This is a genomic window from Photobacterium sp. ABD4_091 (assembly GCF_056160145.1).
This window is the reverse complement of sequence record NZ_JBSWWQ010000001.1, coordinates 1,827,877-1,842,307: the sequence shown is the minus strand read 5'-3', so window position 1 is coordinate 1,842,307 and position 14,431 is coordinate 1,827,877. Positions and strand designations below refer to the sequence as shown.

11 protein-coding genes and 1 riboswitch are annotated in these 14,431 nt (G+C 54.6%); of the genes, 9 read left to right on the top strand and 2 right to left on the bottom strand.

The window, feature by feature from the left end; genetic code table 11:
- The first annotated feature begins 23 nt into the window (after positions 1–23).
- The 6 genes from leuC to thiQ all read left to right on the top strand — a co-directional run bounded on the left by leuC (position 24) and on the right by thiQ (position 6,714).
- Complete coding sequence (leuC, locus tag ACXAGQ_RS08615; RefSeq protein WP_475253250.1) at positions 24–1,457, top strand: 3-isopropylmalate dehydratase large subunit; 1,434 nt, start codon at positions 24–26, stop codon at positions 1,455–1,457.
- Between the two features lie 16 nt (positions 1,458–1,473).
- Positions 1,474–2,076: a 3-isopropylmalate dehydratase small subunit gene (gene leuD, locus ACXAGQ_RS08610; protein ID WP_475253248.1), complete on the top strand. Its 603-nt coding sequence runs from the start codon at positions 1,474–1,476 to the stop codon at positions 2,074–2,076.
- A gap of 166 nt (positions 2,077–2,242) precedes the next feature.
- Positions 2,243–3,025 (top strand): DUF547 domain-containing protein, encoded by a 783-nt coding sequence (locus tag ACXAGQ_RS08605; RefSeq protein WP_475253246.1) that lies wholly within the window; start codon positions 2,243–2,245, stop codon positions 3,023–3,025.
- A 151-nt stretch (positions 3,026–3,176) separates the two neighbouring features.
- Positions 3,177–3,302: riboswitch (TPP riboswitch) on the top strand.
- A 109-nt stretch (positions 3,303–3,411) separates the two neighbouring features.
- The gene (gene thiB, locus ACXAGQ_RS08600; protein WP_475253244.1) at positions 3,412–4,392 is read left to right on the top strand and encodes a thiamine ABC transporter substrate binding subunit; all 981 of its coding nucleotides are present in this window, start codon (positions 3,412–3,414) and stop codon (positions 4,390–4,392) included.
- A 37-nt stretch (positions 4,393–4,429) separates the two neighbouring features.
- Positions 4,430–5,995, top strand: a complete 1,566-nt coding sequence (thiP, locus tag ACXAGQ_RS08595; protein WP_475254704.1) for a thiamine/thiamine pyrophosphate ABC transporter permease ThiP — start codon at positions 4,430–4,432, stop codon at positions 5,993–5,995.
- A complete protein-coding gene (gene thiQ, locus ACXAGQ_RS08590) occupies positions 5,995–6,714 on the top strand; it encodes a thiamine ABC transporter ATP-binding protein (protein WP_475253242.1) in 720 nt (239 codons plus the stop codon). Before thiP ends, thiQ begins: the two co-directional genes overlap by 1 nt.
- Before the next feature lie 110 nt (positions 6,715–6,824).
- On the opposite strand, the gene ACXAGQ_RS08585 is transcribed toward thiQ, so the two are convergent.
- The gene (locus tag ACXAGQ_RS08585) at positions 6,825–8,201 is read right to left on the bottom strand and encodes a PhoH family protein (protein WP_317523893.1); all 1,377 of its coding nucleotides are present in this window, start codon (positions 8,199–8,201) and stop codon (positions 6,825–6,827) included.
- 347 nt (positions 8,202–8,548) lie between these two features.
- Between ACXAGQ_RS08585 and rapA the strand changes: the two genes are divergently transcribed.
- The 3 genes from rapA (at position 8,549) to ACXAGQ_RS08570 (ending at position 13,366) form a co-directional block, all read left to right on the top strand.
- Entirely contained in the window at positions 8,549–11,467 is a 2,919-nt protein-coding gene (gene rapA, locus ACXAGQ_RS08580; protein WP_475253240.1) for an RNA polymerase-associated protein RapA, read from the top strand.
- Between the two features lie 164 nt (positions 11,468–11,631).
- The gene (rluA, locus tag ACXAGQ_RS08575) at positions 11,632–12,345 is read left to right on the top strand and encodes a bifunctional tRNA pseudouridine(32) synthase/23S rRNA pseudouridine(746) synthase RluA (RefSeq protein WP_475253238.1); all 714 of its coding nucleotides are present in this window, start codon (positions 11,632–11,634) and stop codon (positions 12,343–12,345) included.
- Between the two features lie 67 nt (positions 12,346–12,412).
- Positions 12,413–13,366, top strand: coding sequence for a D-2-hydroxyacid dehydrogenase (locus tag ACXAGQ_RS08570; protein ID WP_475253236.1), 954 nt, complete (start codon positions 12,413–12,415; stop codon positions 13,364–13,366).
- Positions 13,367–13,454: 88 nt separating this feature from the next.
- Here ACXAGQ_RS08570 and djlA read toward each other — a convergent pair whose 3' ends face one another.
- Positions 13,455–14,300 (bottom strand): co-chaperone DjlA, encoded by an 846-nt coding sequence (gene djlA, locus ACXAGQ_RS08565; protein ID WP_475253234.1) that lies wholly within the window; start codon positions 14,298–14,300, stop codon positions 13,455–13,457.
- Positions 14,301–14,431: the final 131 nt, after the last annotated feature.

Sequence of the window (14,431 nt, the reverse complement as noted above, 5' to 3'; positions counted from 1 at the left end):
TCGCAGCAAGGAGCAAACGAGCAATGTCTACGACCAAAGCGCCTCAGACGCTATATGAAAAAATCTACGATGCCCACGTTGCGGTTGCCGCCGAAGGCGAAAACCCGATCCTATACATCGACCGCCACTTGGTTCACGAAGTGACGTCACCTCAGGCCTTTGACGGCCTGCGTGAAAAAGGCCGCAAGGTACGCCAGGTAGGCAAAACGTTCGCGACCATGGATCACAACGTCTCGACCCAGACCAAGGACATCAAAGCCTCTGGCGAGATGGCCCGTATCCAGATGGAAACCCTAGCCAAGAACTGTGAAGAGTTCGGCGTTACCCTCTATGACCTGAACCACAAATACCAAGGCATCGTCCATGTCATGGGCCCAGAGCTGGGCATTACCCTACCGGGCATGACGATTGTCTGTGGTGACTCACATACAGCGACCCACGGTGCCTTCGGCTCACTGGCCTTCGGTATCGGCACCTCTGAGGTTGAGCATGTATTGGCGACCCAAACCCTGAAGCAAGCCCGTGCAAAGACGATGAAGATCGAAGTCAAAGGCAAGGTCGCTGAAGGCATTACTGCCAAAGACATCGTGCTGGCGATCATCGGCAAGACTACTGCAGCTGGCGGTACTGGCCACGTGGTGGAATTCTGCGGCGAAGCGATCACCGATCTGACCATGGAAGGCCGCATGACGGTCTGTAACATGGCTATCGAGCTTGGTGCCAAAGCCGGCCTTATCGCCCCAGATCAAACTACTTTCGATTACATCAAGGATCGCAAGTTCTCGCCAGCCGGTGGCGATTTGGAAGCGGCTATCGAATACTGGAAGACGCTGAAAACGGACGACGGTGCCAAGTACGACACCGTGGTCACCCTTGAGGCCAAAGACATCAAACCGCAGGTCACTTGGGGCACTAACCCAGGCCAGGTGATTGCTGTCGATCAGCCAATCCCGGCGCCGGCTGACTTTGTCGACCCTGTCGAGCAGGCGTCTGCAGAAAAAGCATTGGCTTACATGGGCTTGGAAGCTGGCAAGAAGCTGTCTGACTTTGCTGTCGACAAAGTGTTCATTGGCTCTTGCACCAACTCGCGCATCGAAGACATGCGTGCAGCCGCTGCCATTGCCAAAGGCCGAAAGGTTGCTGCCAACGTCCAGGCGCTTGTGGTTCCGGGCTCGGAGCAGGTCAAAGCCCAGGCTGAGAAAGAAGGGCTGGACAAGATCTTCATCGAAGCCGGATTTGAATGGCGTCTACCGGGTTGTTCAATGTGCCTAGCCATGAACAATGACCGCCTAGGCCCAGGTGAGCGATGCGCATCAACCAGTAACCGTAACTTCGAAGGTCGTCAGGGCCGTGATGGTCGTACTCACTTGGTGAGCCCAGCGATGGCGGCAGCAGCTGCGTGTGCAGGGCACTTTGTTGATATTCGCGAACTAGACAACGTTGCAGTGACGGCTTAAGAGAAGGATCGAGACAATGACAGGATTTAAACAACACACTGGTTTGGTCGTTCCTTTGGATGCCGCCAACGTCGATACCGATGCCATCATCCCTAAGCAATTTCTGCAAAAGGTGACCCGCACCGGCTTTGGCAAGCACCTGTTCCATGACTGGCGCTTCCTAGATGATGCTGGCGAGCAGCCAAACCCAGAGTTTGTGATGAATACGCCGCGCTACCAAGGTGCAAGCATCTTGCTGGCGCGCGAAAACTTCGGCTGCGGCTCATCCCGTGAGCACGCGCCATGGGCTCTGGCTGATTACGGTATCCAGGTGATGATTGCGCCGAGCTTCGCCGATATCTTCTACGGCAACTCGATCAACAACCAGATGGTGCCGGTTCGCCTGACCGAACAGGAAGTCGATGAGATCTTCCAGTACGTCGAAGCTAACGAAGGCGCGGAGGTCACCGTTGACTTGGAAGCCATGCGAGTAACGGCCAACGGTAAGCAATACAGCTTCGAGATTGACGAATTCCGTCGCCACTGCCTACTGAACGGCCTAGACAACATCGGCCTGACCTTGCAGCACGAAGACAAAATCGCCGAGTACGAAAGCAAGATCCCTGCGTTCTTGGCGTAACACCGTTACGGTCTTCACTAAAAACCGATAACATTAACGCCCCAGCTCACTATGGCTGGGGCGTTTTTTTGTCTTTTTTGCAATAAGAGCTTTGTATCTCGGGTCGACTAAGATAATGATACCCAAGTAACTTGTATTCACTTGGGGAAATAACCGAGGATACCCTATGCGCCATTTTGTCAGCCTGCTGTTTCTCGTCCTATCGGCTAGCACCTTTGCCGCCCCCAAGTCAGATCTCTGGCCTTACTGGCAGCAATATGCCTCTTCCAACTCACAAACAGTTGACCACAGCCGCTGGCAGCGCCTGCTCGATAAGTACCTGGTCGTCCAACCCCAGCAAACCTTGTTTCGCTACAGTCGGGTATCGGATGGCGACAAGTACGAACTGGACAGGTACCTACGCGACCTGACCAAGCTAAACCCGCACCAATTAAACCGCAACGAACAGTTTGCTTACTGGGTTAATCTCTACAATGCCCAAACAGTCAAATTGATCCTCGATAACTACCCGGTCTCTTCCATCACCAAATTAGGTGGCTTCTTCAGCTTTGGCCCTTGGGATGAGAAAGTGCTCACCATTAACGGCAAGACACTTTCTCTCAACGATATTGAGCACCGGATTTTACGTCCGATCTGGCGCGATCCGCGCATTCACTATGTCGTCAACTGTGCCAGCCTAGGTTGCCCGGATCTCCAGCCCGACGCTTTCACTGCCAGTAACACCGAGCACTTACTGGAAAAATCGGCCACCCGCTTTATCAACAGCCGCAAGGGCGTCAACCCTCAAGGCAATAAAACCCAGCTTTCTTCGATTTATGACTGGTATGGCAGCGATTTCGGCTCTACAGCCCAACTGCAAAAACACATCAACCAGTACCGCCAGGGATCATCAATTACCCTTGGTAACGTCAGTTATGACTACAACTGGTCGCTCAACAATGCCAAGTAGCCTGCTCAACTGTCTGGCGTCATCGATGGAGCTATTAGCACAGGAGACGTTTGCACAGGAGCCGTTCGCATAGCAGCCTTTAGCAAAGGGGCATTTAGTATAATAGTGCCTTCCTGCTGGCAACCTGTATCCCGCCACATTACAATAACAAGCGTTCTCATTGGGGAGCGCTTGCCCTAGGCCACCAAGCCTGCTTGCAAGTGCTGAGATTGCTGCGGCAAAACCCACAGAACCTGATCCAGTTAGTACTGGCGTAGGAATTGAGTTCGCCACGGTAAGCCTTCTTATCTTGCAAAGCCGGCATGACGCCGGCCTTCATCTCAACCCTGTGCCGCTCGTACGGTTATTTTTCCTCTTGCCGGACGCAAGAGCATCAGGAGCGCATAGTGAAAAAATTACTCCCACTTGTTACGTTGGCCGCCATGCCGGCACTGGCTGCGGACAACACCCTTACGGTTTACACCTACAGCTCTTTTGCTTCCGACTGGGGGCCTGGGCCTGCTATCGAGAAAGCGTTTGAGGCGCAGTGCGAGTGTAATTTGGAGTTCGTGGCATTGGATGACGGTGTATCCATCCTCAACCGTATCCGCCTTGAAGGCAAACGTACCAAGGCCGACGTATTGCTTGGTCTCGATAACAACCTGATTGCCGAAGCCAAGAAAACCGGCTTACTGGCCGAGCACCAAGTGGACACCAGCAAGCTCACCTTGCCGAACGGCTGGAGCGATACCACCTTTGTCCCTTACGACTACGGCTACTTTGCCTTTGTCTATGACAGCACCAAGCTGGAAAACCCACCGAAAAGCTTGGATGAGCTGGTCAACCGTGACGACCTGTCCATCATCTACCAAGACCCGCGCACCTCGACGCCGGGCCAGGGCCTGATGCTGTGGATGAAGTCGGTATACGGCGACAAGGCTCCACAAGCCTGGCAGCAACTGGCAGGTAAAACGGTTACTGTCACCAAAGGTTGGTCCGAGGCTTATAGCATGTTCCTCAAAGGCGAGTCCGATATGGTGCTGTCATACACCACCTCGCCAGCCTATCACCTGATCGCCGAGCAGGACGACAAATACAAAGCCGCCGACTTCAGCGAAGGCCATTACATGCAGGTGGAAGTGGCTGCGAAACTGAAAAGCAGCCCGAACCAAGCCCTGGCCGACCAATTCTTGGCCTTTATGCTAACGCCTGAGTTCCAGTCGGTGATCCCGACGGGTAACTGGATGTATCCGGTAACGGATGTCGCCCAGCCAGCCGAGTTCAAGTTACTTACCCTGCCGAGTAAAGCCCTGGAGTTTTCAGCCGAAGACGTTGCCAAGCAGCGCCGAAGCTGGGTTCGCGAGTGGCAGCAAGCCTTGACCAAGTAGTAGGCACTCACTTTTGAATACACGCAACACCCAACTGATGCCCGGCCTGATCACCGCCGGGCTCATTTTTTGCCTGGTGGTCAGCGCCCTAGCCGCCCTGGTCAATGAAGCTAGCGAGCTCGATATTGCCTCGCTCTGGCATGATCCTTATCTACGTCACATTACAGGTTTTTCTTTCACCCAGGCTCTGCTCTCAACCCTGCTGAGTGCCCTACCTGCCATTCCCGTCGCCTACGCGCTATCACGCCGGCAGTTCCCGGGCAAAGCCTTGCTGATGCGGATCTTTGCTATGACCCTGGTCCTGCCGGTACTGGTCGCGGTATTCGGCCTGCTGGCGATCTACGGCAACAACGGCGTATTAACCAGCTTACTGGCTAAGCTGGGATGGCAGGGCAGTTTCTCCCTCTATGGCCTGCAGGGGATCTTGCTGGCCCATGTATTCCTCAACCTGCCATTGGCAACTCGCCTGTTTGTCCAAAGCCTGGAAGGGATCCCGTTTGAGCAGCACCAGCTAGCCACCCACCTGGGTATGTCGAGCTGGCACACCTTCCGCTTTGTCGCCTGGCCGAGACTGCGCCAGCAGCTTCCCCATGTCGTCGGGCTGGTCTTTATGCTGTGCTTTACCAGTTTTGCCGTCATCATGGCACTGGGCGGCGGCCCCAAAGCAACCACCATTGAGCTGGCCATCTACCAAGCCTTGCGCTACGACTTTGACCTTGCAGGCGGTGCTATTCTCGCCTTGTGGCAGATGCTGCTGTGCTGCAGCCTTGTATTGTTGAGCCAGCGCTTTGCCAGGCCGCTGGCCACCTCAAGCCAATCTGTCGCTAATCCGCGTCAAAGCCTATTTGACTCACTCGCCAGCCGCTGCTGGGACTGGGGATGGATCAGCCTTGCCCTGCTGCTGGTGCTTCCGCCGCTGGTTGCGGTCATCATGGCCGGGCTCAATAGCCAAACCCTTGACTCGCTAGGTGCACCCGGGCTGTGGCAGGCGGTGCTCAACTCACTACAAATCGCCTGCTTGGCATGTTTGCTGGCCGTGGTTGGCGGCGTTGCCATCCTTCTGACCAGCAGGCACTGGCGCCTACAGCACCGCCGCTGGCTGGCAGATGGTCTGGATCTGATCGGTACGATTATCCTGGTCACCCCAGGGCTGGTCTTGAGTACCGGGATTTTCTTGCTGCTGCGCCAGTTTACCGATGCCTTTGCCGCCGCTTTCTGGGTGGTGGTTGCGGTCAACGCCCTGATGGCCCTGCCGTATGTACTCAAGACCCTGAGCCAGCCGATGCTCCATGTGGCCCAGCAATATGAGCCCTTGTGCCAAAGCCTTGGCATGGCGGGGCTGTCACGGCTCAAACTGGTGGAATGGCGGGCTTTGAAAAAGCCTTTTGCCCAAGCCCTGGCTATCGGCTTTGTCCTGTCTCTCGGTGACTTGGGTGCCATCGCGTTGTTTGGCAGCCAGGACTTCCAGACCCTGCCGCTCTACCTGTTCCAGCTGCTCGGCAGCTACCAGATGGACGCTGCTGCCGTAGCGGCGCTGATCCTGCTCACCCTCAGCCTAGGCTTATTCTCCTTGGTTGAAAAACTGATCATCCGGAACCCATGATGCTAAATTTGCAGCAATTACAACATTGCTTCCACCATCCGAAGCAACCCGGCCAATCCACCCAGCTTAGCTTCGACCTCAGCGTCGAGGCCGGGGATATCGTCGCCCTCGTCGGCCCGAGCGGAGCCGGAAAAAGCACCCTGCTTGCCATGGTCGCCGGTTTCCTTGCCCCGGATAGCGGCACGCTCACTGTCAATGGCCAACCCATCAGCCAACTACATCCGGCCAAGCGCCCACTCTCTATCTTGTTCCAGGAGCACAACCTGTTTCCGCACCTGAGCGTGTATGAAAATATCGGCCTTGGTTTGAGCCCAGCGCTGAAACTGACTCACGACCAGAAAGAACAGGTGGTAGTGGCAGCCGCGAAAGTAGGATTGCAGAGCTACCTTGACCGTTTGCCAGAGCAACTCTCCGGCGGCCAGCGCCAGCGGGTCGCTCTGGCCCGTTGCCTGATCCGCCAGCGCCCGTTGCTGCTGCTGGACGAGCCCTTCTCGGCGCTTGATCCCGCACTAAGGAAAGAGATGCTGGAACTGGTCAGGAAGCTCGCTAGGGAGCAGAACACCACGGTACTGATGGTCACCCACAGTCCGGAAGATGCGCTTAAAATTGCTGACAAATGTGCCTTTATCTACCAGGGCAAAGTGAAAATCTTCGGCCCTTGTCTGGAGGTCTTGGCTTCACCGAGCGATCCTGCTCTCCAGCACTACCTCGGTCACTAGTTACCAAGTATCTGGTACCTGGTAAACGAAGCATAAAAACAGCCAAAAAAGGAAAAAGCGAGCCAGTCGGCTCGCTTTTGCGAAAAGGGAAACGTATGGAGCCTATATGACTATAGGTTCTCCTCGGCAAACTCAGCCAAACGGCTGCGGACAACGCCATTGAGGTAAATGTTGGCACTGCCTTCGAAATTCTTGAAACGCTCGACGATATAGGTCAAGCCCGAGGTAACAGGAGAAAGGTAACTGGAGTCAATCTGGGCCAGGTTACCGGAACAAACTAGCTTGGTGCCCTCCCCACAACGGGTGATGATGGTTTTGATCTGGGAGGCGGTAAGGTTTTGGCATTCATCCAACAATACAAATGCATTCTGGATTGAACGCCCGCGCATAAAGTTAATCGATTTAAATTGAATATTGGCCTTATCGTAGATGTACTTCATCGAGCCATCGGTACACACATCATTCTTGTGCAATGCCTCCATGGTGTCGGTCACCGCAGCGAGCCAAGGCATCATTTTCTCTTCCTCGGTACCCGGTAGGTAACCGATAGACTCTGCGATTTCCGGGGTATTACGGGTCACGATGATCTTGTCATACATGCCTTTTTCTATCACCTGCTCCAACGCTGCCGCCATGGCCAGAATGGTTTTACCACACCCTGCTGGGCCCGTTAGGATAACCAGGTCAATTTTAGGATCCATTAGGGCATCGAGCGCCATTCCCTGGTAGATGTTTTTCGGGTGGATCCCCCATGCTTGTTTACTCAACAGCCGCTCATGGCCGATATCTTTCAGGGTCAGGGTTTCACCATCAATAGACTGAACCCGACCGGTAAAGTCACTATCCTCATCAATGAGGTACTGGTTGATAAATGGTGCCTCGAATAACTCCGAAGGCAAAGTATGGACAGTCGAGCGGCCTTTCTTCTCCGAGTAACATTCACCGACACGCTCCCAGAAGTTACCGCTAAACTGGTAAAACCCCTTGGTCAGCATTTTGACATCGTCAATCAACTGGTCGGTACGGTAGTCATCGACATAACATACCCCCGCCCCTTTGGCGCGTAGCCGCATGTTGATGTCTTTAGTGATCAGCACTACTTCACGCGGTGCATAGTGGGCCTGGAGAAACAGCACGCCATTGAGGATACGGTTGTCCCCCGCCTTGTCGGCAAAGGCGTGGACCGTTTCGGTCACCTCGTAATCAGCAAAAATTGAAACCTTTCCTAACTCACCTCCTTGTGGGCTTAAAGGGATCCCCTCAGCAATTTGCTCTGGGGTGGCATCGCGGAAAATATCTTCCAGGGCACGAATGGCAACACGGGCATCACGCGAGACATCACGTTTACTATCCTTGATGCGATCGAGCTCTTCGAGCACTGTCATTGGGATGACGACATCATGCTCTTTGAAAGAATAAACAGCGAGGGGTTCATGAAGCAGTATATTGGTGTCGAGAACGAAAACTTTCCTACCAACTTCATCCATAGGTACCTCCTTGGTAACAAATCGGTGGTTGTTCCACCAGAGTATTTCCTGTGCCCGATTTAACGGGATAGTTACTATTAAAGACCGGAGATAATTAAATAAATGTGACAGTTACAGTTTGGTACTTTCTTGTCATATTGACCGTGACCTTGCTCACGGCATGCAGTAACATTACTCCCCTTTTTTACCGGTGCGAATTCTGGCTACACTTATATACCAATACGCGCTGCCAACGGCAGGTGATGGATACCATCTAGTACGGTATTACTTTGAGTGTAGTTCAAAAATGCAGGCGCATCGGCTTCGCATTTTCCTTGATTTCAAATAATTAGAAGGTTTTAACCACTATGCCATTTGCTTTGGGTCAACGTTGGATCAGTGATACTGAAAGTGATCTGGGTCTAGGTACGGTCGTGGCTGTCGATGCCAGAACCGTCACTCTAATGTTCTCTGCCAGTGAAGAGAACCGCCTTTATGCTCGCAACGACGCTCCAGTGACCCGTGTAATGTTCAATGTCGGTGATGTGGTTGAAAGCCATGACGGCTGGTCGCTCAAGGTCGAGCAGGTCGATGAAACCGGCGGCGTCTTTACCTATATCGGTACCCGTACTGATACCGGCGAAGAGGATGTCGCACTGCGCGAAATTTTCCTTAGTAACCAAATCCGCTTCAACAAGCCGCAAGACAAAATGTTTGCCGGTCAGATTGACCGCATGGATCGCTTTGCATTGCGCTACCGTGCCTTAAAAAACCAGTATGAGCAGCACAAGAGCCCGCTTCGCGGCCTGTGCGGTATGCGTGCCGGTTTGATCCCTCACCAGCTTTACATCGCTCATGAAGTTGGCCGCCGTTACGCGCCGCGCGTTCTGCTCGCCGATGAGGTTGGCTTAGGTAAAACTATCGAAGCCGGTATGATCATCCACCAGCAGGTGCTGTCTGGCCGTGCCGAGCGTATCCTGATCTTGGTACCTGAGACACTACAGCACCAGTGGCTGGTCGAGATGATGCGCCGTTTCAACCTGCACTTCTCGATTTTCGACGAAGAGCGTTGTGTCGAAGCATTTGCCGACTCTGCCAACCCGTTCGACACCGCCCAGTACGTACTGTGTTCACTGGACTTCCTGCGCAAGAGCCGCCGTCGTTTTGAGCAGGCGTTGGATGCTGATTGGGACCTGCTGGTTGTCGATGAAGCCCACCACCTGGAGTGGAGCGAAGACAAGCCGAGCCGCCAGTACCAGGTCGTGGAAGAGCTTGCGGAAAAAGCTCCAGGCGTATTGCTGCTAACCGCAACTCCAGAGCAGTTGGGCCATGAAAGCCACTTTGCCCGCCTGCGCCTGCTTGACCCGGATCGCTTCTACGATTACGAAGCCTTTGTCGAAGAAGAGCGCCAGTACGCACCGGTTGCCGATGCGGTCTCACGCCTACTCTCTGGCGAAAAGCTGGATGACGATGCCAAGAACACTTTGGTTGAGCTGCTGCCAGAGCAGGATATCGAGCCGATGTTGCGTATTATCGAAGCCGGTGACATCGACCAGGAGCAACAGCAAACCGTTCGCCACGAGTTGATCGACAACCTGATGGACCGCCACGGTACCGGCCGCGTGCTGTTCCGTAATACCCGCGCGGCAATCAAGGGCTTCCCGCAGCGTCACCTCAACATGTACCCGTTGGCACTGCCAACCCAGTACCAAACCGCGATGCGTGTTGCCGGTATGATGGGCGGCAAGATGAGCGTGGAACAAAAAGCCTTCAAACTGCTGTACCCGGAAGATATCTACCAGGAATTCGAAGGCGACTCTGCGACTTGGTGGCAGTTTGACCCACGCGTCAACTGGCTGTTGGATATGCTAAAAGCCAACCGCCAGGAAAAAGTACTGGTGATCTGCTCGCGCGCCCAAACCGCGCTGATCCTTGAGCAAGCGCTGCGTGAGCGCGAGGGGATCCGTGCCACCGTGTTCCACGAAGGCATGTCGATTATCGAACGCGACAAGGCCGCCGCCTACTTCGCCCAGGAAGAAGATGGTGCTCAAGTGCTGCTGTGTTCTGAAATTGGCTCGGAAGGCCGCAACTTCCAGTTCGCCAACCAGTTGGTGATGTTCGACCTACCGAACAACCCAGACCTGCTGGAGCAGCGTATCGGCCGCCTTGACCGCATCGGCCAGAAGCGTGATATCGAAATCCACGTCCCGCACCTGCAGGGCACCTCGCAAGCCCTGCTGGCCCGCTGGTACAACGAAGGCCTGAACGCGTTTGAAGAAACCTGCCCAACCGGCCGTGCCGTGTACGATGCCTTCAGCAGCAACCTATTGGAGCTGCTGGCCAGCGACAAGCCTGACGGCGAGCAGCTTGATGAGCTGATCGAGAGCAGCGCTGCTATGCACAATGAACTCAAGGGTAAACTGGAGCAAGGCCGTGACCGCCTGCTGGAGATCCATTCCAACGGCGGCGCCGATGCACAGAAGCTGGTAGAAGAGATCAGCAGCAAAGACGGCGACACCAACCTAGTGACCTTCGCCCTTGGCCTGTTCGATACGATTGGCCTTAACCAGGACGACAAAGGCGAAAATGCCATTGTGGTCACCCCGTCAGAGCACATGATGGTAGCGAGCTACCCTGGCCTGCCTTATGACGGCTGTACCATCACTTTCGACCGTGACACTGCGCTATCGCGTGAAGACCTGCACTTTATCAGCTGGGAACACCCGATGATCCAGGGCGGCATCGACTTGCTGCTGTCCGAAGGGGTCGGCACCACGGCGGTATCACTACTGAAGAACAAGGCGCTTCCTGCCGGTACCCTGCTGCTGGAGCTGGTCTATGTGGTGGATGCGCAGGCACCGAAGCAATCCGGTATCGGTCGCTTCCTGCCGAAGACGCCTATCCGCATCCTGTTGGATGCCAAAGGCAACAACCTGTCGGCCAAGGTCGAGTTCGAAGGCTTCAACCGCCAGCTGAGCCCGGTCAACCGCCATCTAGGCAGCAAACTGGTTAACTCGGTACAGAAAGACATTCACACCTTGATCGAAAGTGCTGAGCAAGTGGTCTCCGGTGAACTGGTTACTATCCGCGAATCAGCACAAACCGAGATGGAAGCGACGCTGCGTGCTGAGCTAGACCGCCTTCAGGCGCTCAAAGCGGTTAACCCGAATATCCGTGATGACGAGCTAGAGCTTATCGACAACCAAATCGAAGAGCTGACCGGCTATATTGCCAAGGCGCAAATTCAGCTGGATTCACTGCGTTTGATTGTGGTTAGCCACGGCTAACTCAAAACCCAATCTCACTGCCTACCAAGCCGCCTTTCCGGGCGGCTTTTTTACAGCTGCAGATTTGCTAGCAAGGATATTGCCTTCTTAGCAATTGTTGATATTATCGCCGCCTTCCCGTTTCACCGGCCTTTTTCGCAGACCATGCAACTAAAGAATCAACTATGAGCGCACTGCCAGAGATAGACTACAACCCACCCAAGGAGCCTTGGCTGGATATCCTTTACCAAGACGACGATATTATTGTGGTGAACAAGCCATCCGGAATGCTCTCAAACCCCGGCCGCGATCCGGCCTTTTATGACAGCATCTGGTCGCGGGTTCGGGCCGACTATCCCGACTCTCACCTGATCCATCGCCTTGATATGGCCACCTCCGGGCTGATCATGCTCGCCCTCAACAAGCAGTCCGAGCGTAATCTTAAAATCCAGTTTCAGGATCGCCGTACCGAGAAGGTCTACTACGCCAGGGCGTTTGGGGATATTGCCTTGGATTGCGGTACCGTCGACCTGCCGCTGATCTGCGATTGGCCTAACCGGCCCAAGCAAAAAGTCTGCTTCGACGATGGCAAGCCTTCAGTCACCCATTACCAGGTACTGGAGAGAAAGGAAAACACCAGCCTGGTGCGCCTGCGCCCTATCACAGGCCGCTCCCACCAACTGCGGGTCCACTTACTCGCCTTGGGGCATCCTATCCTTGGGGATGGCTTCTACGCCCATCCTGAGGCCAAGGCGATGGCTTCGCGCCTGCAGCTTCATGCCGCAGAGCTGAGCTTCTTCCATCCGCGAAGTGGCGAGCCGATGCACCTGTTTTCGCCGTGTGAGTTCTTCACCAACGCACCACAAAAGACCCTACCGGATCACTATTCCAAACCATAGGGCTTGAGTTGGCTGTCGGGGATAGTGTGTACTGATAACACTATCCTCGAACCACGATTTACGAGCCATGGAACAGATTGTTTTTCTCGACCGGGACACGATACCGGCCCAAATCATTATTCCTTCCCCTAGTTTTGAGCACCAATGGACCCAGTATCCATCCACCAGCCCAAGGCAGGTTCTCGAACGGCTGGAGAACGCGACCATTGCCATCACCAACAAGGTGGTACTTGATGCTGCAATCTTGGCACAGTTACCCAAGCTAAAGATGGTTGCCGTTGCCGCCACCGGTACCAACAACGTCGATCTCACCTATTGCCGCGAGCATGGCATCACGGTGAGCAATATCCGCGGCTATGCCGTAGACTCGGTGCCTGAGCACGCCGTTGCCATGATGTTTGCCCTGCGCCGCAACCTTCTGGGCTACCACCGTGATATCCAGCAAGGCGTATGGCAGGAGAAAAAGCAATTCTGCTTTTTTACCCATCCCATCAATGATATCCGCGGGGCAACATTGGGGCTTATTGGCAGCGGCGGCTTAGGGCAGGCGATGGCAACGCTCGGCCGGACACTAGGGATGAAGGTCATTTTTGCTGAGCGAAAAGGCGCAGAGGCCTGCCGTGATGGCTACATGCCATTTCATGAAGTACTGGCACAGGCCGATGTGCTCAGCCTGCACTGCCCGCTGACTGACGGGACGCGTAACCTGATTGGCAGCGCCGAGCTGAAGCAAATGAAAGAAAGTGCAATCGTGATCAATACCGGCCGGGGGGGATTGGTCGACGAGCAGGCCTTGGTTGATGCCCTGCGCAACGGCGAAATAGCCGGGGCCGGGTGCGACGTGTTCACCGAAGAGCCTGCTGGCGATGGCAACCCGCTGATTGCCAACAGCGACTTGCCCAACCTGCTGCTCACCCCGCATGTTGCCTGGGGCTCGGACAGCGCTATCCAAACCCTCGCCAACCAGCTTATCGACAACATCAATGCGTTTGCAGCAGGCAAGGCAAAGAACGTCGTTTAGAGGTTATGGATGCAGAATAAAAAAACCCACACAGTCAACAGTGTGGGTTTTGCTTTTCCTCGAGCCCGCTTTTCCCAGGACCAAGCCCCTACTTAAATCCCTTCTCCTTGCGGATCAGATCATAGGCAGCCTGCAGCTCCTGGGTCTTCTCCTTGGCCAGCTCCATCATCTCCGGCGGTAAGCCCTTGGCAGCCAGTTTATCCGGGTGGTGCTCATTCATTTGTTTACGGTAGGCCCGCTTGAGCTCCTGTGCGGAAGCCGTTTCCGGCACACCGATCAACTCGAAGGCATCTGCCAGCTGATCTTTGGTCGGTGCCTGGTGGAATCCCCCACCCTGCTGCTGGTACTGCTGGTGGAAACCTCCTTGCTGAAAACGGAACGCTGCTTCTTGCATATGCAGCCTCTGCTCAAGCTGCTGAGCAGAAAAACCCAAGATACGCGCAATCACATGCAGCAACTTGCGCTCACTCGGATGCAGCGATCCGTCGGCAAAGGCCGCCTGAATCTGCAGCTCTAGGAAAAACTGCAACAAATCCGCCCGGCCGCCACTGCCCTGACGCACCTTCATCAAGGTCTCTTCCAGCGGGAACCCCTCTTCCTTGCCTTCGCGGAAAGCTTCCTGGGCCTGGCGGCGAGACTCGCCTTGCAGGCCCATCCGATCCATATACACGCTGGCTACGCGAATTTCTTCTTCAGTGACTCGTCCCTTGGCTTTTGCCACATGCCCCATCACGGCAAAGGCAGCATGGAAGAAGGCTGCCTGGTTTTCTGCCGAGCTCTGCCCACCGGAAAAACCGCCAAACCCGCGACCATAATAAATTTTTGCGCGAGCTTTATCGAACTTATGGCCCAAAAAGAGACCTAACAACAAACCAAATGGCCCGCCAAGGAGGAAGCCAAAAAATGCCCCAAGTATTTTGCCCCAAACCTGCATTCGCTACTCTCTGGTAATTTGCTAAATTTAGAAATATTTCTCATGCATTACACCCGACAGCCAAAGCCAAAAAATGAGCCAAAAGATGCCGTCGGATAGAATTTGCATTATCATAGCTGGCATTTACTGGG